Annotated in this window: 20 protein-coding genes, 1 tRNA gene and 1 pseudogene; 8 read left to right on the top strand and 14 right to left on the bottom strand. The window is 70.0% G+C overall.

What is annotated here, in order from left to right; translation table 11 throughout:
• From ACKVMH_RS09540 to crcB, 5 genes and pseudogenes are all read left to right on the top strand, one after another.
• Positions 1–183, top strand: a pseudogene (locus ACKVMH_RS09540) (hypothetical protein); the annotation flags it as partial.
• A complete protein-coding gene (locus tag ACKVMH_RS09535; protein ID WP_412700108.1) occupies positions 180–575 on the top strand; it encodes a GFA family protein in 396 nt (131 codons plus the stop codon). The pseudogene ACKVMH_RS09540 and the gene ACKVMH_RS09535, both read left to right, overlap by 4 nt.
• A gap of 95 nt (positions 576–670) precedes the next feature.
• The gene (locus tag ACKVMH_RS09530; protein WP_215219121.1) at positions 671–1,132 is read left to right on the top strand and encodes a DUF305 domain-containing protein; all 462 of its coding nucleotides are present in this window, start codon (positions 671–673) and stop codon (positions 1,130–1,132) included.
• A 48-nt stretch (positions 1,133–1,180) separates the two neighbouring features.
• Positions 1,181–1,474, top strand: a complete 294-nt coding sequence (locus ACKVMH_RS09525) for a hypothetical protein (RefSeq protein ID WP_215219122.1) — start codon at positions 1,181–1,183, stop codon at positions 1,472–1,474.
• Between the two features lie 34 nt (positions 1,475–1,508).
• On the top strand, positions 1,509–1,898 hold the full coding sequence (gene crcB / locus ACKVMH_RS09520) for a fluoride efflux transporter CrcB (RefSeq protein ID WP_251370605.1): 390 nt from the start codon (positions 1,509–1,511) through the stop codon (positions 1,896–1,898).
• Between the two features lie 107 nt (positions 1,899–2,005).
• Here crcB and sugE read toward each other — a convergent pair whose 3' ends face one another.
• On the bottom strand, positions 2,006–2,320 hold the full coding sequence (gene sugE / locus ACKVMH_RS09515; RefSeq protein WP_215219123.1) for a quaternary ammonium compound efflux SMR transporter SugE: 315 nt from the start codon (positions 2,318–2,320) through the stop codon (positions 2,006–2,008).
• A 181-nt stretch (positions 2,321–2,501) separates the two neighbouring features.
• Here sugE and ACKVMH_RS09510 point away from each other — a divergent pair, with 181 nt between their 5' ends.
• Complete coding sequence (locus ACKVMH_RS09510; protein WP_412700107.1) at positions 2,502–2,840, top strand: tRNA-binding protein; 339 nt, start codon at positions 2,502–2,504, stop codon at positions 2,838–2,840.
• A 421-nt stretch (positions 2,841–3,261) separates the two neighbouring features.
• Here the strand turns inward: ACKVMH_RS09510 and ACKVMH_RS09505 are convergent, their stop codons facing one another.
• From ACKVMH_RS09505 to ACKVMH_RS09450, 12 genes are all read right to left on the bottom strand, one after another.
• Complete coding sequence (locus ACKVMH_RS09505; RefSeq protein ID WP_412700106.1) at positions 3,262–3,987, bottom strand: UPF0149 family protein; 726 nt, start codon at positions 3,985–3,987, stop codon at positions 3,262–3,264.
• Between the two features lie 94 nt (positions 3,988–4,081).
• A complete protein-coding gene (locus tag ACKVMH_RS09500) occupies positions 4,082–6,061 on the bottom strand; it encodes a BCCT family transporter (protein WP_412700105.1) in 1,980 nt (659 codons plus the stop codon).
• Between the two features lie 102 nt (positions 6,062–6,163).
• Positions 6,164–6,688: a hypothetical protein gene (locus tag ACKVMH_RS09495; protein WP_215219127.1), complete on the bottom strand. Its 525-nt coding sequence runs from the start codon at positions 6,686–6,688 to the stop codon at positions 6,164–6,166.
• A 31-nt stretch (positions 6,689–6,719) separates the two neighbouring features.
• Complete coding sequence (locus ACKVMH_RS09490) at positions 6,720–7,037, bottom strand: LysM peptidoglycan-binding domain-containing protein (protein WP_412700104.1); 318 nt, start codon at positions 7,035–7,037, stop codon at positions 6,720–6,722.
• Positions 7,038–7,308: 271 nt separating this feature from the next.
• Positions 7,309–8,172, bottom strand: a complete 864-nt coding sequence (gene queF / locus ACKVMH_RS09485; protein ID WP_412700103.1) for an NADPH-dependent 7-cyano-7-deazaguanine reductase QueF — start codon at positions 8,170–8,172, stop codon at positions 7,309–7,311.
• A gap of 419 nt (positions 8,173–8,591) precedes the next feature.
• Positions 8,592–9,944 (bottom strand): amidohydrolase, encoded by a 1,353-nt coding sequence (locus ACKVMH_RS09480; protein ID WP_412700102.1) that lies wholly within the window; start codon positions 9,942–9,944, stop codon positions 8,592–8,594.
• Between the two features lie 110 nt (positions 9,945–10,054).
• Positions 10,055–10,507 (bottom strand): DUF421 domain-containing protein, encoded by a 453-nt coding sequence (locus tag ACKVMH_RS09475; RefSeq protein ID WP_215219131.1) that lies wholly within the window; start codon positions 10,505–10,507, stop codon positions 10,055–10,057.
• Positions 10,508–10,521: 14 nt separating this feature from the next.
• Complete coding sequence (locus ACKVMH_RS09470) at positions 10,522–11,031, bottom strand: hypothetical protein (protein ID WP_412700101.1); 510 nt, start codon at positions 11,029–11,031, stop codon at positions 10,522–10,524.
• 66 nt (positions 11,032–11,097) lie between these two features.
• On the bottom strand, positions 11,098–12,207 hold the full coding sequence (gene zapE / locus ACKVMH_RS09465; RefSeq protein WP_215219133.1) for a cell division protein ZapE: 1,110 nt from the start codon (positions 12,205–12,207) through the stop codon (positions 11,098–11,100).
• Positions 12,200–12,904 carry an alpha/beta hydrolase gene (locus ACKVMH_RS09460; protein ID WP_412700100.1) on the bottom strand — a complete coding sequence of 235 codons (705 nt, stop codon included), beginning with the start codon at positions 12,902–12,904 and terminating at the stop codon, positions 12,200–12,202. Before ACKVMH_RS09460 ends, zapE begins: the two co-directional genes overlap by 8 nt.
• 127 nt (positions 12,905–13,031) lie before the next feature.
• Positions 13,032–13,547, bottom strand: coding sequence for a c-type cytochrome (locus ACKVMH_RS09455; RefSeq protein ID WP_215219135.1), 516 nt, complete (start codon positions 13,545–13,547; stop codon positions 13,032–13,034).
• Positions 13,548–13,566: 19 nt separating this feature from the next.
• A tRNA-Arg gene (locus ACKVMH_RS09450) sits at positions 13,567–13,643 on the bottom strand.
• A gap of 122 nt (positions 13,644–13,765) precedes the next feature.
• Here ACKVMH_RS09450 and ubiA point away from each other — a divergent pair.
• The gene (gene ubiA / locus ACKVMH_RS09445) at positions 13,766–14,665 is read left to right on the top strand and encodes a 4-hydroxybenzoate octaprenyltransferase (protein WP_412700099.1); all 900 of its coding nucleotides are present in this window, start codon (positions 13,766–13,768) and stop codon (positions 14,663–14,665) included.
• Positions 14,666–14,702: 37 nt separating this feature from the next.
• On the opposite strand, the gene ACKVMH_RS09440 is transcribed toward ubiA, so the two are convergent.
• Positions 14,703–15,461, bottom strand: coding sequence for a double zinc ribbon domain-containing protein (locus tag ACKVMH_RS09440; protein ID WP_412700098.1), 759 nt, complete (start codon positions 15,459–15,461; stop codon positions 14,703–14,705).
• A 49-nt stretch (positions 15,462–15,510) separates the two neighbouring features.
• On the opposite strand from ACKVMH_RS09440, the gene bioB reads away from it, so the two are divergent.
• A complete protein-coding gene (gene bioB / locus ACKVMH_RS09435; protein ID WP_412700097.1) occupies positions 15,511–16,581 on the top strand; it encodes a biotin synthase BioB in 1,071 nt (356 codons plus the stop codon).
• Positions 16,582–16,640: the final 59 nt, after the last annotated feature.

Raw genomic sequence — 16,640 nt, 5'->3', positions numbered from 1 at the left:
GTCGCCGGCTGGGCCGCGGCGGTCTACCTGCTCGGCACCGACGCGGGCGCCGACGCGACCGCGCGTGTGCTGCGCGGCCCGTACGTGGAATCCGCCTACCGCCACGGCTGGCGCCACTGGTACCGCGACGAGCCGGGCGCGCCGTGGGTGGAGAAGCTGGACCACGGCAAGGTGGCGCGATGACCCGACGAGTCGCCTCCTGCAGCTGCGGCCAGCTCAGCGCCACCACCACGGGCGAGCCGGTCCGCATTTCCATCTGCCATTGCCTCGCGTGCCAGCGGCGCACCGGCAGCGTGTTCGGGATGCAGGCGCGGTTCCCGGAAGCGGCGGTGACCGTGCAAGGCCGCAGCACCGTGTTCGCGCGGACCGGCGACGAGGGCACCACCGCACGGTTCCACTTCTGCCCCGATTGCGGCGCCACGGTCTACTACCTCATGGATGCCGTCCCCGGCATGGTCGCGATCCCGGTCGGCGCGTTCGCCGACCCCCGCTTCCCGACGCCGCGGGTGTCGGTGTACGGGGAGCGCAAGCACCCGTGGGTGCGGTTGCCCGACGGGATCGAACATTTCGAATGACATCCAGGCGGACGGCGGCTTTGCTCCCGCCCGAGCACATCCCCACGACGCGTGCCGTTCCAGTCTTTGGGTCCCATGCCTACGCCGGAGGCGCCATGCACCCTTACCGCACGTTCGTGCTGATGATCGTGACCGCGTCGGTCCTGATGTTCGGGCTGATGTACCTCAACACCTACCAGCTGGACCACGTGTGGTTCAGCCAGACGCGGTTGTTCATGACGATGATCATGGCCGGCGCGATGACGCTGGTGATGCTGTTCTTCATGCGCCACATGTACCGCAATCGCACGGCCAACGTTGCGCTGGTGGTGGCCGGGGTGGCGCTGCTGGCGGGCGGGCTGTGGCTGGTGCGCAGCCAGGCGACGGTGGGCCAGGTGGCGTGGATGAAGGCGATGATCCCGCACCACTCGATCGCGATCCTCACCAGCGAGCGCGCGCGGATCAGCGACCCGCGCGTGCGTGACCTGGCCGACGGCATCATCGAGACCCAACGCCGCGAGATCGCCGAAATGGAAGCGCTGATCGCCGAACTCGAGGACGGCCGGGCCACCCGTTGAGCCGGGCGCGGCGTACCCTTGCCGGCACCAACATCACAGGGGACTCGCATGGGCACCACGCCACCAACCCGCGCGCTGGGCATCGGCGCGAAGATCTTCGTCTGGCTTGCGGGCATCCTTGCCGCGGTCAACATCGGCCGGTTCTTCACCACCGGGCAGACCGACGACCTGCTGACCGGTATCGGCCTGGCCCTGATCGCCTACGGCACGTGGCGCAACGACTTCGGCCGGCCGCGTGACGCCGCGGGTGAACCGCTGCCGGTCGATCGCCGTGCGCGAATGGCCGCGCTGCTGGGCATCGGCCTCGTGCTGGCCGGGCTGGTGCTGGAAAGCCGGGTATGACCCCCGCGAGCGCTCGTCCACTGGAGCGTGGCCCATGGCGCTGAAGGAGCTGCTGCTGGTCGGTATCGGCGGCTTTGCCGGCTCGGTCGCGCGCCATGCGCTGGGCGGATGGGTGTTGCAGTTGGCGGGGCCGTCGCGTTTTCCGTTCGGCACGTTCGCGGTCAACGTGCTCGGATGCCTGGTGATGGGGCTGCTGGCCGGTGCCGTGGCGCGCTACGACGTGCTCGGGCCGGGCACGCGGCTGCTGCTGTTTACCGGCGTGCTCGGCGGATTCACCACGTTCTCCGCCTTCGGCCTGGAAGCGACCCAGCTGGTGCGTCGGGGCGAGTTCTGGGTGGCCGCACTGTATGCGGGATCGAGCATGCTGCTCGGCATCGCCGCGGTGTGGGTGGGAATGCGCGCGGTGATGTTGCTGCCGCGCTGAGGTGCGGGCGACCGCCATGGCATGACGCCATTCCCCATGTAGGAGCGACGTAAGTCGCGATTCCGCCCACCCGCCGAGCGATGTACAGGTCGCGACTTACGTCGCTCCTACGACGACAGCTTCATCAGGACCAGGCCGGCGACGATGAGCGCGGCCGCGGTCACCCGCATCGGCGACAGCGGTTCGCCCAGGAATGCGGCGCCGGCGATGAACGCGCCAACCGCGCCGATCCCGGTCCAGACCGTGTAGGCGGTGCCGAGCGGCAGTTGCCGCATCGAGAACGCGAGCAGGGCGAAGCTGGCGACCATCGCCACCGCGGTGACCACGCTGGGCACCAGCCGGGTGAAACCGGCCGATTGCTTCATCGAGAACGCCCAGACCACCTCGAGCAGTCCGGCGACGAACAGGGAGAGCCAGGCCATGGGACCTCCTTCCGCAATGCCAGGTCGTCCTGGTCGTGTGGGCCCGGGAAGGGGGAGGTCGTCCTCCACGCGGCGGTGCGCCGCGGCGGCAGGATAGCGCCGCCCGGCGGCGCCGGCACGCACGGCGGGGGATCGTCTAGAGTCGCGACAATCGCAGGTGCGCCGCCGCGCAGGAACCACTATGGACACGATCGGATTCGATGACTTCCTCAAGGTCGAGCTCCGGGTCGGCCGTGTCACCCACGCCGAAGTGTTCGCACAGGCGCGTAAGCCGGCCTATGTGCTGCACGTCGACTTCGGCGAGGAGATCGGCCTGCGCAAGTCCAGCGCACAGCTCACCGCGTTGTACACGCCGGAAGAACTGGTCGGCCGGCTGGTGGTGGGCGTGGTCAACTTTCCGCCAAAGCAGATCGGGCCGTTGATGTCGGAGTGCCTGGTGACCGGCTTCCATGACGAACACGGACGCGTCGCGTTGTGCGTGCCCGACAGGGACGTGCCGCTTGGTACCCGCTTGCTGTGACTGACGTCGAGCGGGAAAAGGGCCGGTCCGCCGAGGTGTTCGCCGCGGAAGGCGACAACGCGTGTCGCATAGGTCATCGGGAGGGATGCCGTAGGAGCGGCTTCAGCCGCGATCGTGGAACCGGGGCGGGCGAACGGTTGGCCGATCGCGGCTGAAGCCGCTCCTACAAATGCCCGTGTTGCCAGGTGTAGGAGCGACGTGAGTCGCGACCTGGCCGATGCGGTCGACGCGGGGTGGCTCGCCGACTGCGCTCGCTGCCGAAGGACTTGTTTCCAAGCGCTGCGAGGTTTGCAGGTCCATCGGCTTCGGCATCGATGTACAGGTCGCGACTTACGTCGCTCCTACACGGCTGGACCGGTACTCGCGTGGAGGGCTTCCTGCCGGTGTTGGCGTTCTCCGCGCCGGTCGCGGGCGAAGGCGCTCAGGCCGCCGCCCCGCAGCACTTCTTGTATTTCTTGCCACTTCCGCAGGGGCAGGGGTCGTTGCGGTCCGGGGTGGCTTCGCGACGGATCGGTTCGCGCGGGGTCAGTGCGTCGATGCGGTGGTGGTGCAGGTCGGCGAGCATGTCGGGCAGGCCGGCGATGATCTCGAGCCGCTCGCGGTAGCTGATCGGAGTGGCCGGCGCGGTCGGGTCCTCGGCCAGCACCTCGCCGCTGGCAAGGCGGTCGAGCAGGCCGAAGATGTCGTCGATCCACTCGTTGTCGTCCAGCCACTGGTCCCATTCGACCTCGCGCAGCTCGACCGCGGTGAAGAACCCCAGCGCCCAGTCGCGGCCGACATCGAGCTCGTCGTCGGCCTCCTCCTCCGGATCCTCCGGCAGCCACAGCAGCGGGGCGAGGTGGTCGGGCAGATCGTCGTCGCCGTGGCGGACGCGGGCCGCGGCCATGTTGTGGTGGCCCTGCAGCAGCGCCTCGACCTCGGCGCGCTCGGCGGCATTGTCCCAGCGCGGCGGCTTGCCCCACACCGGCGGCTCCCAGGTCGCCATCGGCATTTCATCACCGGGACCCACGGCCAGCGCCGACAGGTAGCCGTCCAGCGCCTCCAGGTTGAACCCCTTGAACGGCACCGCGCGCTGTTCGAGCAGGTCGGCCAGCCGTTCGATCTGGTCGTCGTCGAGGTAGGCGGGGGGCTTGGCGGCGGTGGTCATGGAAGGGCCTCGGGGGATCGGCGACAGGGGCGGCCATGGTAGCCCCACCGGGTACCCCCGGCGCCGCCGCGCGTGGCCGGGCCGATCGGGGTCGTCAGCGCACCGCGGCCAGGAAATGCAGGTGGCGGCCGTAATGGTCGAGCACGTCGTTGATCACCGTTTCCTCCCGCCAGCCCATGATGTCGTAGTCCTGCCCGCCCTCGCGCAGGTGTACTTCGGCGCGGTAGTACTTCAGTGCCTCGGCCTGGCGGGGGCGGGTGTCGCTCATGACGAACGCCGGCGGCTCGTAGGGCCGCGCGCGGACCGAGTAGTAGAAGTCGATCTCGCTGCCGTGGCGCACCTCCACCCAGACCCGCTCGTCCTCGCCGTGCTCGACCACCGCGTCCAGCCCACGGCGGCGCAGCTCGCCGGCCACCTGCTGCAGGGCCGGGTCGACCGTCTCGCGCAGGTACTCGACGACTTCCTCGAGGGTCGGCTGGTGCAGCATCGTGCCGAGCCGCTGCTTCCAGTTGAAGGCCGCGTGCGCTCCGCGTGGACCGACCCGCGCGTCGCGCAGGCTGGTGCGCTTGGCACCCTCGATGCGCAGGGCGCGCATCAGGCCCCAGCAGATCACGATCATCACGATCGCAAACGGCAGCGCGCTGGCGATCGACGCGGTCTGGAGCGCGCCGAGCCCGCCCGCCACCAGCAGTGCCGCGGCGATCACGCCTTCCAGCACCGACCAGAAAACCCGCTGCCAGGTCGGCGAATCCTCGGCGCCGCCCGAGGTCAGCATGTCGACCACCAGCGAACCCGAGTCCGACGAGGTCACGAAGAAGGTGACCACCAGCACCGTCGCCACCAGCGAAGAGACCGACGCCAGTGGCAGCTCCTCGAGGAAGCGGAACAACGCTACCGATTCGTCCGCGGCCACCGCGTCGGCCAGCCCGGTGATGCCCTGCACCATCACCATGTGGATGGCGGTATCGCCGAACACCGTCATCCACAGGAACGTGAAGCCCAGCGGCACCAGCAGCACGCCGACGATGAACTGGCGGATGGTGCGGCCGCGCGAGATGCGGGCGATGAACATCCCGACGAAAGGCGACCAGGCGATCCACCAGCCCCAGTAGAACAGCGTCCAGCCACCGATCCAGCCGGTCGGCTGGTAGGCGTACAGGTTGAACGTCATCGAGAACAGGTTGGACAGGTAGGCGCCGGTGTTCTGCACCAGCGTCTGCAGCAGGAAGATCGTCGGCCCGGCCACCAGCACGAACACCAGCAGCACCACCGCCAGGATCAGGTTGAACTCGGACACGCGGCGGATGCCGGCATCCAGCCCCAGCGCCACCGACACGGTGGCGAAGGCGGTGATGACCGCGATCAGCGCGATCTGCACGCCGGTCCCGACGGGCACGTCGAACAGGTACTCCAGCCCGGCATTGACCTGGATCGCACCGAAGCCCAGCGAGGTCGCCACGCCGAACAGCGTGCCGACCACCGCGAAGACGTCGACCGCGTGGCCGATCGGCCCGTGGATGCGCTCACCGATCAACGGATACAGCGACGAGCGGATGGTCAGCGGCAGCCCCTGCCGGAACGAGAAGTACGCCAGCGCCAGCCCGACCACCGCGTAGATCGCCCAGGCATGCACGCCCCAGTGGAACATCGTGATGCGCATCGCCTGCCGCGCCGCCGCCGCGGTCGACGGGTCGCCGACCGGCGGGTCGGTGTAATGCATGATCGGCTCGGCGACGCCGAAGTACATCAGGCCGATGCCCATGCCGGCCGAGAACAGCATCGCGAACCAGGCGGTGTAGCTGTAGTCGGGCTCGCTGTGGTCGGGACCGAGCTTGATCGCCCCGTAGCGGGAAGCCGCGACCGCGACGACGAACACCAGGAAGCCCGCAACGGCGAGCACGTAGAACCAGCCCGCGCTGTGGATGACCCACCCCTGCACGGCGACGAACAGCCGCTCGGACGCGTCCGGCCAGATCACGGCGCCGAGCACGAACACCAGCACCAGCGCGACCGACGTGAAGAACACCGGCGGGTTGATCCGGTAGCGCGGCGGCGTCGGCGACGGGTTGCTCATCCAGCCTCCCCGCGTGTCACGGGATGCCCAAAAAAATAGGGCGCGAGGTTGGCTCGCGCCCAGCTTGCCGCCCTGCGGCGGTGGAGAGAGATGGCGCTACTTTCAGCGGACCGTGAACGTGCTGGTCTCTGCCTGGGTGCCGTTGATCCAGACTTCGGCGGTGTAGCTGCCGGTCGGCCACGGGTCGGCGTTCTCGAAGGTGAAGTTGGTGGTTTCGGCGCCGGTGGTGGTGATCGACTCGGACTCCTCGCCGGCCTGCTGGCCGTCCTGGTACTTCAGGCGGACCGTGACCTCGGCGTTGCTGGCAGCGCCGTTGGTCGCGACCGAGACCACGATCGGGTCACCGGTGCCGAAGCTGCTGGTCGGGTTGGTGATCGACAGGTCGGCGCCGGCGGCGGTGCCGAGCGTCACCGAGGAGACGTCGAGTGCGGTATCCGCACCCGGCGTGGTACCGGTGTTGGGGAACGGTTCGGCCGGCGGCAGCGGGGTGACCGGCTCGTTGGCGGCCGGCGGGTTCACGCCGCTGTCGGCGGTGGTGTCGACCTCGGCGTCGTTGCGGTTGCAGCCGGCCATGACGAGGCTGGCGAGCACGGCGGCGGCAAGGGCATGGCGGGGATTGAAGCTCATCGGGCGGTTCTCCTGTGGGGTGCGTCCGCGGTCAGCCGCGGTCGTCGTGCGCCGGGATGCGCAGCACCTGGCCGGGCTGGATCAGGTCGGGGTCGTCAAGCTGGTCGCGGTTGGCCTGGAAGATCGTGTTCCATTCGCCGGCCTTGCCGTAGAAACGCTTGGCGATGTGCGACAGCGTGTCGCCACGCTCGACGGTGTAGGTCTGCTCGCGGCCGCCGAGGACGTCCGCGCTGGTATCGACGCTGGAGCTGACGCCGGAGAAATCCGCCGTCCGGCCAGTGGTCTCGCCAGTGGTGTCGACACTGGAACTGACACCGGAGAAATCGGCTTTCCTGTCTGGAAGGGTCATGTGCTGTCGCCTTTGGGGATGGCGCAGGCAACATGGCACGGCAATTGTTAAGGACCGATGCCTCGACTGTGAACAGGCCGCNCAGTGGTGTCGACACTGGAACTGACACCGGAGAAATCGGCTTTCCTGTCTGGAAGGGTCATGTGCTGTCGCCTTTGGGGATGGCGCAGGCAACATGGCACGGCAATTGTTAAGGACCGATGCCTCGACTGTGAACAGGCCGCTTACGAACGGCGGCTCGGTGCACCGGGCATGGCCTGGGGCGTCCGGCCTACTGCCGCAGGTCGCGCCCTGCGGCCGGCGCCGCCACGCCGGGCGTCGCCCGCCACGGGTTGATGTCGAGCCCGCCGCGGCGGGTATAGCGCGCTTCCACCGACAGGCTGGCCGGTGCGGCGTGCCGCATGAGGTCGGCAAAGATGCGCTCGACGCACTGCTCGTGGAACTCGCAGTGATCGCGGAACGACACCAGGTAGCGCAGCAGCCCGGTGCGGTCGATCCGCGGGCCGCGGTAGTCGATCACCACCCGCGCCCAGTCGGGCTGGCCGGTGACCGGGCAGTTGGATTTCAGCAGCGCGCTCGACAGCGTCTCGGCCACCACGTTGGCGGCGTCGGCGACCACGTACTCCGCACGTGGCGGTCCGTAGTGGTCGATCGCGACGGGCAGGTCGTCGATCGAGCCGGCGTCAGCGGCGTCGACTGCACCGTCAAACCCCGGCAGGCCGAACACCACGGTGACCGGGGCGCCGGCGACCCGCGACAGGTCGGTCGCGATCCGCTCGCGCACCTGCGCGTCGTCGTCGAAGCGGCTGGCGTTGAAGGAGTTGAGGTAGAGCTTGAGCGACTTGGACTCGACCAGGTTCGGCGAGTCGGCCGGCACGGTCAGTGTCGCCGTGGCCACCCGCGGCTTGCCCACCGCGTCGAGCCAGCTGAGCTCGTAGGCGTGCCAGCGGTCGTGGCCGGTGAACGGCAGCGCGTCGTCCGACAGCCCGATTTCGCCGCGCCCGAGCGCCCGCGCGATCGGGAACAGCAACGCGGGGTCGTACTCGCGCGGATAGTCGACGGCGCGGCCGAGCGGCAGGTCGGAGGGAGTGTTGCTGGGGGGCAGGTCGCCCAATGGCGCGTCGCGTGAGGTCATCCGCGCATTATCGCGCGGCCGATGGCCGATGGCCGATGGCCGATGGCCGATGGCGGATCGCGGATGGCCGATGGCGCGTCCGTGGTCCCGCGGTCCCGCGGCCACGCGGCCACGCGGCCACGCGGCCGTAGGAGCGACGTGAGTCGCGACCTGTACATGGTTGCCCGGAGCCCCGGATCCTCGCCCACCCCTTACGTCCAAGGGCGCGATCCGGATTACGGCATAGTTCTCCAGCCACCACGCATCGGCCGGGTTCGGCGGGTCGCGACTTACGTCGCTCCTACCGTCCGGCAGGGGACGTGCGCGCGTGACGCGGCTGTAGGAGCGGCTTCAGCCGCGATCAGGAGCCGGCGCCGGCGGGCCATCCCACGATCGCGGCTGAAGCCGCTCCTACAACTACCGGCGCTTCGCCGGGGCGGCTACTCCACGCCGTGCAGGTAATCCAGGGTGACCTGCAGCATCGCGCGCAGGCCGAGGTCGAGCGACGCCTCGTCGAGCAGGAACTTCGGCGAGTGGTTGCCCGGTGCGGTGGCCGGGTCGATACCGGGCGACGTCGCGCCGACGAAGAAGAACATCGAGGGCACCTCGCGGGCGTAGTAGGCGAAATCCTCGGCGCCCATCTGCAGTGGGGGCTCGATCACGTGCTCCGCGCCGGCCACCGCCTGCAGGCTCGGCAGCATCTTCGCGGTGAGCGCGGGGTCGTTGACCGTGACCGGGTTGCCGGTGCTGTCGGGCACCTGGGCGTCGGCGGTGGCGCCGTGGGCGGCAGCGACCTGCGCGGCGACGTTGCGCAGGTCGGCGTGGATCCTGGTGCGCATGTCCTCGTCGAAGGTGCGGATGGTCCCCACCAGCTCGACCGAGTCGGGAATGATGTTGTAGCGGATGCCGCCGTGGATCGCGCCAAAGCTGACCACCGCCGGCTGTTTGGCAATGTCGCTGCGGCGGCTGACAACGGTCTGCGCGGTGCCGACCAGGTCGGCCGCGGCGACGATCGGGTCGACCCCGCCCCACGGCCGCGAGCCGTGCGTCTGCACGCCTTGCACGGTGATCGTGAACTTGTCGGAGGCCGCCATCAGCGGGCCACCGCGGACGCCGATGGTGCCGACCGGCAGCGACGAGAACACGTGCAGCCCGAACATCGCGTCCGGCTCGAAACCCGCGAACAGGCCGTCCTCGATCATCAGCGACGCGCCGCCTTCCTCACCGGCCGGGGCGCCTTCCTCGGCCGGCTGGAACACCAGCATCACCTGGCCCGGCAGGTCGTCGCGCATCGCCACCAGCGCATCGGCGACGCCAAGCAGGATCGCGGTGTGGGCATCGTGGCCGCAGGCGTGCATGACACCGGTCTGCTGGCCATTGAAGGTCGTGGTCGCGGTCGAGGCGAACGGCAGGCCGGTCTGCTCGGTCACCGGCAATGCGTCCATGTCCGCGCGCAGCGCGACCTTCGGCCCAGGCAGCGCGCCTTCGACGACCGCCGTGACACCGTGGTGGGCAATTCCGGTGCGCACCTCCAGCCCGAGTGCACGCAGGTGTTCGGCAACCCTGGCCGAGGTCTGCTCTTCCCGATTGGACAGCTCGGGGTGCTGGTGGAACCAGCGCCGCAGCTCGACCACTTCGGCGGCGACGCGCCCGGCTTGGGCGGCAACCTCGGGCCGTTGCTGCGTCGTGGCGGCCTGGGCGGTCTGTGCGGAGGCGGCCGGTGCCAGTGCGATCGCGAGCAGCGCGGGCAGCAGGGACAGGAGCTGGGTCGGGCGGTCGTTCGGCAGGCGCATGGCTGGTCTCCCCGGGAATGACCGGATGCTACCGCCGCGGCGCGTGCGATGCGGGCCGGCGCCTGCATCGACCCCTGCCCGCGGCCGGCGTCGATCCAGCGTGGACCCGCTCAGCCGGACGACTTCTCCGGGATCACCGAAATCGTGCCGCCGCGCTCGAGCACCGCGTACTTCACCTGCGACAGGTCCCGCAGCCCGTGCGAGGCCCGGGCGGCCTCGAGCACGTCCTCCAGGTCGACCCGCGCGCGGTCCATCCGGTCCTCCAACAGCTGCCCGTCCTCGACGATGATCAGTGGGGCGTCGTCGAGCCAGCGCTCGGCCACTTTCGACCGCTGCTTGATGAAGGCCAGGCCGAGCTCCATCAGCACCAGCGTGCTGACCAGCAACAGCGCGGTGGTGACCGAGAAATCGTCGCCCATCATCCCCTGCGACACCGACTCGCCGATGATCAGCAGAAGCACGAGGTCGAACGCGTTCATCTGTGCCAGCGGGCGCTTGCCGGCGATGCGGAACACCAGCAGCAGGAATAGGTAGATCGCGACCGCACGCAACACGGTATCCATCTCGCGCCCTCCGGTCAGGGGTAGACGAAGCTGTCGATACGCAACGGCGGGCCACCCGCGACCGACGCGGTGCCGGCGAGCCGGCCGATGGTCTCGGGCTGGCCCTGCAGCAGCACCTGCTGGCGCGTGCCGGGCTCCACCTTGAAGGTGTAGCGGACGCGGTCGTCGGCGACAGCGACCTCCTGCGGCTGCGGCAGCACCTCCTCGAACGAGAACGCGCGCGCATGGTCGCCCTCGATCACCACGTCGAAGGTGTCGCCGCCGGTGATCGCCGCGGTGTCGGCCTCGAACACGAGCCGGGTGGGCATCTGGTAGCGGGTGAACCGCGGCCACGTCGCGCTGGTCGGCCCGCTTTCGGCGTGACCCTCCGCAAACGGTCCCATGCCACCGAGCAGGCCGGCCAGCGCCGCCGCCACGCCGGCCAGCAGCACCATCACGCCGACACGGCGGAGCCGGAACATCGTGCGCTGGAAGTCCAGGTGCTGCTCGATCTGCAGCACCGGATGCCGGTTGGATCCGGTCATGGCGTCGGTCCGCGGTGGAGACGCGGCCGACTATTGGCGCGGGTGTGTTTACACCGCGTGTCCGCCTCAGCCGCGGTGCTCGAGCGCCAGGTACTCGGCCGACTGCATCTCGATCAGGCGCGAGGCGGTGCGCTCGAACGCGCCCACCAGCCGGCCGCCGGTGTACAGCCCCGGTGGCGCCGCGGCGGCAGTGCAGACCAGGTTGACGTGGCGGTCGTAGAGCTCGTCGATCAGGTGCACGAAACGACGCGCGGGGTCGTCGTTCGTCCCGTCGAAGCGGGGGACGCCGCCGACCAGCACGGTGTGGTACTCGGTGGCGATCTCGATGTAGTCGCTGGCCGCACGCGGACCCTCGCAGAGCGCCGCGAAATCGAACCAGGCGTGGCCTTCGGCGAGGCAGCGCACCGGGATCGGACGCTCGTCGATCACCAGCGGGCCGTCCTCGCGCGGGGCGCCCGCGGTCAGTTCGTCCCAGCGCTCGCGCAGCCAGTCATCGGCACCCGCATCGAGCGGGGCGCGGTAGACCGGGGAGCGGGTCAGCGCACGCAGGCGATAGTCATGCACGCTGTCCAGGAACAGGACCTTGCAGTGTCGCTCGATCAGGGCGATGGCTGGCAGGAAGCGCTCGCGTTGCAGGCCGTCCTTGAACAGGCCGGCTGGCGCGATGTTCGAGCTGGTCACCAGCGCCACGCCCTCGGCGAACAGGCGCTCGAGCAGGCGCCCCAGCAACATCGCGTCGCCGATGTCGGTGACGAAGAACTCGTCGAGCACGAGAACGCGCAGGTCGTTGCGCCACTGCCGGGCGATCGTGCGCAGCGGGTCGGACTCGCCGGCGTGCGCGCGCAGCTGCGCGTGGACCTCGCGCATGAACCGGTGGAAATGGGTGCGCCGCTTCTGCTCGATCGGCAGGCCGTCGAAGAACAGGTCGATCAGGAAGGTCTTGCCGCGCCCGACCCCGCCCCACAGGTACAGCCCCTGCGGCGCCGGCGCGGGGATGCCGCGGAGCCGGTCGAGCAGGCCCTGGCGGGGCGGGTCGACCAGGGCGGCGTGCAAGCGGTCCAGTTCGGCCAGCGCCGGGTGCTGGGCGGGGTCGTCGTTCCATTCGCCACGGGCGGCGCCGGCGGCATAGCGCGCGCCGGGCAGGGCGGCCGGGCCGGCCGGATGTGGTTCAGTCATCGGGGGTGGTGGTGGCGGCCGGCAGGTACGGTCGGATGCCGTTCTTGACCGCCCCGCGCAGGTCCATCAGGCGCCGGTGGAAGAAGTGGCTGGTGTCGGGGATGCGGACCAGCTCGGGCGGCTGCTTGAGGCCGTCGACCCAGGCGTAGACGTCGGCCGGATTGACCACCTCGTCGGCGTCGCCCTGGACCACCAGCCACGGGCCGTCGAACGGGGTGACCTCGTCGAAGCCGTAGCCGCGGTTGGCCGGCGGCGCAATCATCACCAGCATGCCGGGCTTGAGCTCGGCCGCCATCCGGTAGGCCACGTAAGAGCCGAAGCTGAAACCGGCCAGCCAGACCTCGGCGTCGGGCCGCTGCGCGCGCACCCACTCGAACACCGCCCGCAGATCTTCCGATTCGCCATCGCCGTTGTCGAATGCGCCCTCCGAGGCGCCGACGCCGCGGAAGTTGAACCGCACCGTGCTGGCACCGCACAGATGGAACGCGCGCGCGGTCATCGTGACGACCTTGTTGTGCATCGTCCCGCCCTCGGTCGGCAGCGGGTGGCAGATGACGCAGACCAGTGGCCGCGAGGGGGCGTCGGGCTCGGGCCCTTCGACGATCGCCTCGATCGCGCCGGCGGGACCGGCGAGGGTCAGCGGCACGGGCTTGCCGGCGCGGTAGTCGTCGCCGGTGGGGAATGTGGGCTCGCTCATCCGGGCATGATACGGCCCGGGGTTAACACGCTGTGGGGAGGCCCGCGCTCCCGGGCATGGCGTACGGCCCCCGGAACGCGAAACGCCGCCCCTGGGGACGGCGTTTCAGACGGTGTGCTGCAACCTGTTACTGCAGGTTGTCGAGCATCCAGTCGACCGTGGCGATGACCTGCTCGTCGGTGAGGGCCGGGTTGCCGCCCTTGGCCGGCATCACGCCGCTGGCGCCGGTGTAGCCCTCGATCGCGTGCTGGTGCAGCACGTCGATGCCCTGCGGAATGCGGGCGGCCCAGTCGGCCGCGGCCATCGTCGGCGCGCCGCCGGCGCCCGAGGTATGGCAGCCGGTGCACAGGTTGTTGAAGATCACCGCGCCATCGAGCGTGCCGCCGTAGGCGACCTGCGCCGAGGCGGCCGCGGCGGCGGCCGCGGTGGCCGCGGCCTGCGCGGCGGCACCGGTGCTGCCGGCATAGACCGCGCCGACCGGGGCGATGCGCGCCTCGGTCCGTCGGGTCACGCCTTCGGGCACGTCCTGGGGCAGCGACTTGTGCGCGAACCAGGCGACGAGGATCAGGCCTAAGGTCACCAGCACGAGGAAGCCGATGACCATGGAGAATTTCTTGAGGAACTCGAGGTCGTAATTGCGCACGATCCACCAAACGTAAGGTTGGCGCGCCCGGAGGGATTCGAACCCCCGACCAATGGCTTCGGAAGCCACTACTCTATCCGGCTGAGCTACGGGCGCCTGGCTTGGACGCGAGCCGGCCGGGCCGGACACGCGAGCAGGGCATTCTAGCGGCAAAAGCGCGGACATGTCTGGCATCGGCGACACCGGCGGACCAGCCGGCGTCCGTTACGCTTGCGCGCATGAGTCACCAACGATTCGACGCCCCCGCGTCGCCGGCGCCGTGGAAGACCCGCCTGGCGCTGTACTGGAAACTGACCCGCAACGACCGGCCAATCGGCTGGCTGCTGTTGCTGTGGCCGACCTGGTGGGGCCTGTGGCTGGCGGCCGGGTGTGTGCCGCCGCTGTGGACCTGGTTCGTGTTCACTGCCGGCGTGTGGCTGACCCGTTCGGCCGGCTGTGTGATCAACGACTACGCCGACCGCTGGCTGGACCCGCATGTCGAGCGCACGCGCGGCCGGCCGCTGGCGACCGGTGCAGTGCGCGGCCGCGAGGCGCTGGCGCTGTTCGCGGTGCTGATGCTGGTGGCGTTCGCGCTGGTGCTGACGCTCAACCGGCTGACCGTGCTGATGAGTTTCGTCGGCATGCTGCTGGCGGCCAGCTATCCCTACCTCAAGCGCTATACCTACCTGCCGCAGGTCTACCTGGGCATGGCATTCGGCTGGGGCATCCCGATGGCGTTCGCCGCGGTGACCGGCGAGGTGCCGGCACTGGCCTGGCTGCTGTACGTGGCCAACATCCTGTGGTCGACCGCGTACGACACCTGGTACGCGATGGTCGATCGCGAGGACGACCTCAAGGTCGGCAGCAAGTCGACCGCGATCCTGTTCGGCGAGATGGACCTGGTCGCGCAGGGGGTGCTGTATGCACTGTTCTTCGCCGCCCTCGTGCTGGTCGGGCAGCGTGCCGGGCTCGGACTTGTCTATGCGGTGGGCGTGGGCGTGGCCATCGCGCTGGTCGCGTGGGAATTCTGGATCGCCCGCCAGCGTCGGCGCGAGGCGTGCTTCCGGGCGTTCCTGCACAACCACTGGGTCGGGATGGTGGTGTTCGTCGGCATCGCCGGCGACTACGCATTGCGCTGAATCACGCCCGTTTCGAGGCCAGCTGCGCGGCAGCAGGTCAGGGGACGCGCGCGCAGACCCACGCGTCGACCCGGGCGACGCCGGCAGCACGCAGTGCAACTGCCGCGGCCTGCAGGGTCGCGCCGGTGGTCATGACGTCGTCGACCAGCACCACGTGGGCCGGCAAGGCCGTGCGCGCCCCGACCCGGAAAGCGTCGCGAAGGTTGGCGCGGCGTCGGTCGGCGGCCAAGGTGGATTGCGGATCGGTATGCCGTGCCCGCTCCAGCGCATCGGTCGCCAGCGGCAGGCCGAGCATCGCCGCGAGCGGCCGCGCGAGCTCCAGGGCCTGGTCGTAGCCGCGCTGGCGCAGCCGTCGCCAGTGCAGCGGCACGGGCACCAGGGTGGCCGGCGCCGACCATTGCACGGCCAACGGCCCGAGCCGCGCGGCCATCAACTGCGCGAGCAACCGTCCGGCGGCCAGGTCGCGATGGAACTTGAAGCGCGGCAGCAGCCGGTCCAGCGGTGCCTGGTAGAGGCAGGCCGCATGGGCTTCGGTCAGCACCGGGGGTGCCCCTCTGAGGCAGGCGCCGCATATCGCCGGATATGTCGGACCGGTCGCATCCGCCAACGGCAGGGCGCAGTGGCGGCACGCCATGGCCAGCCAGGGCAGCCCGGCCGCACAGGCGGCGCAGAGGTCGCGCCGGCGTTCGCCCGCCGCGCTGCAGACCAGGCAGCGCGAGGGCCACAGCCAGCGGGCGAAGATGGCGCGGCGGCTGTCAACCTGTTCAGGGGTGTCCAGGTTGACAGTGCCGGTCATGCTTTCCAGACTGCCGCTCCCGCGTGCCCGCGTCTGTCGGAATCTCCCCATGCCTGCTGTCGGTGAACCCCTGCTGCGCCACGACTGGTCGCGGACCGAGGTGCGCGCCCTGTTCGACCTGCCTTTCCCCGAGCTGCTGCACCGTGCCGGCGAGGTCCACCGCGCCAACTTCGACCCTACCGAGGTCCAGGTCAGCACCCTGCTGTCGGTCAAGACGGGTGGCTGCCCCGAGGACTGCGCGTACTGCCCGCAGGCCCAGCGCTACCACACAGGGGTCGAGGCGCAGAAGCTGATGGAGACCGACGCGGTGCTGGAGAAGGCCCGCCAGGCGAAGGCGGCCGGGGCCAGCCGGTTCTGCATGGGCGCGGCCTGGCGCTCGCCCAAGGACCGGGACATCCCGAAGGTCGCCGCGATGATCGCCGGGGTGAAGGCGCTCGGGCTGGAGACCTGCGCCACCCTGGGCATGCTCAGCGGCGAACAGGCCAAGTCCCTGCGTGATGCCGGCCTGGACTACTACAACCACAACCTCGACACCGCGCCGGAGTTCTACAACGAGATCATCCACACCCGTGAGTTCCAGGACCGGTTGGACACGCTCGGGCACGTCCGCGACGCCGGCATGAAGACGTGCTGCGGCGGCATCGTCGGCATGGGCGAGTCGCGCGAGCAGCGCGCCGGCCTGCTGCAGACGCTGGCCAACCTGCCGGCGCATCCGGATTCGGTGCCGATCAACCGGCTGGTCAAGGTCGAGGGCACGCCGCTGGCCGACGACGAGACCCTGGCCGAGCTGGACCCTTTCGAGTTCGTCCGCACCATCGCCGCCGCCCGGATCCTGATGCCGCGCTCGATGGTGCGACTGTCGGCCGGCCGCGAGCAGATGTCGGACGAGCTGCAGGCGCTGTGTTTCCTGGCCGGCGCCAACTCGATCTTCTACGGTGAGAAATTGTTGACGACGGGCAACCCCGACACCGAGCGCGATCTGGCATTGTTCGAGCGGCTGGGCCTGCGCGCGATGCAGGTCGTCGAGGACGCACACACTCCGGGGGGAACCGTGCACGCCGACATCATCGAAACCGACGCCGCCGGCACGGACGCCGCCCGCCCCACCTGCGCGGCCTGAACCGTGGCGCGCCCGTCCTGGCGTGACCGTGTCGATGCCGCCCGCGACGCGCGCGAGGC

This window comes from Lysobacter zhanggongensis (genome assembly GCF_046638635.1).
GTDB classification, from domain to species: Bacteria; Pseudomonadota; Gammaproteobacteria; order Xanthomonadales; family Xanthomonadaceae; genus Novilysobacter; species Novilysobacter luteus.
Note: the sequence above shows the minus strand (reverse complement) of the source record. Positions and strands in the feature narration are given on the sequence as shown.

Bases quoted from the DNA above. Each gene is read 5' to 3' on its own strand.
- ACKVMH_RS09535 (WP_412700108.1), top strand. From the start codon at position 180: ATGACCCGACGAGTCGCCTCCTGCAGCTGCGGCCAGCTCAGCGCCACC.
- ACKVMH_RS09530 (WP_215219121.1), top strand. From the start codon at position 671: ATGCACCCTTACCGCACGTTCGTGCTGATGATCGTGACCGCGTCGGTC.
- ACKVMH_RS09525 (WP_215219122.1), top strand. From the start codon at position 1,181: ATGGGCACCACGCCACCAACCCGCGCGCTGGGCATCGGCGCGAAGATC.
- crcB (WP_251370605.1), top strand. From the start codon at position 1,509: ATGGCGCTGAAGGAGCTGCTGCTGGTCGGTATCGGCGGCTTTGCCGGC.
- sugE (WP_215219123.1), bottom strand. From the start codon at position 2,320: ATGGCCTGGCTCTCCCTGTTCGTCGCCGGACTGCTCGAGGTGGTCTGG.
- ACKVMH_RS09510 (WP_412700107.1), top strand. From the start codon at position 2,502: ATGGACACGATCGGATTCGATGACTTCCTCAAGGTCGAGCTCCGGGTC.
- ACKVMH_RS09505 (WP_412700106.1), bottom strand. From the start codon at position 3,987: ATGACCACCGCCGCCAAGCCCCCCGCCTACCTCGACGACGACCAGATC.
- ACKVMH_RS09500 (WP_412700105.1), bottom strand. From the start codon at position 6,061: ATGAGCAACCCGTCGCCGACGCCGCCGCGCTACCGGATCAACCCGCCG.
- ACKVMH_RS09495 (WP_215219127.1), bottom strand. From the start codon at position 6,688: ATGAGCTTCAATCCCCGCCATGCCCTTGCCGCCGCCGTGCTCGCCAGC.
- ACKVMH_RS09490 (WP_412700104.1), bottom strand. From the start codon at position 7,037: ATGACCCTTCCAGACAGGAAAGCCGATTTCTCCGGTGTCAGTTCCAGT.
- queF (WP_412700103.1), bottom strand. From the start codon at position 8,172: ATGACCTCACGCGACGCGCCATTGGGCGACCTGCCCCCCAGCAACACT.
- ACKVMH_RS09480 (WP_412700102.1), bottom strand. From the start codon at position 9,944: ATGCGCCTGCCGAACGACCGCCCGACCCAGCTCCTGTCCCTGCTGCCC.
- ACKVMH_RS09475 (WP_215219131.1), bottom strand. From the start codon at position 10,507: ATGGATACCGTGTTGCGTGCGGTCGCGATCTACCTATTCCTGCTGCTG.
- ACKVMH_RS09470 (WP_412700101.1), bottom strand. From the start codon at position 11,031: ATGACCGGATCCAACCGGCATCCGGTGCTGCAGATCGAGCAGCACCTG.
- zapE (WP_215219133.1), bottom strand. From the start codon at position 12,207: ATGACTGAACCACATCCGGCCGGCCCGGCCGCCCTGCCCGGCGCGCGC.
- ACKVMH_RS09460 (WP_412700100.1), bottom strand. From the start codon at position 12,904: ATGAGCGAGCCCACATTCCCCACCGGCGACGACTACCGCGCCGGCAAG.
- ubiA (WP_412700099.1), top strand. From the start codon at position 13,766: ATGAGTCACCAACGATTCGACGCCCCCGCGTCGCCGGCGCCGTGGAAG.
- ACKVMH_RS09440 (WP_412700098.1), bottom strand. From the start codon at position 15,461: ATGACCGGCACTGTCAACCTGGACACCCCTGAACAGGTTGACAGCCGC.
- bioB (WP_412700097.1), top strand. From the start codon at position 15,511: ATGCCTGCTGTCGGTGAACCCCTGCTGCGCCACGACTGGTCGCGGACC.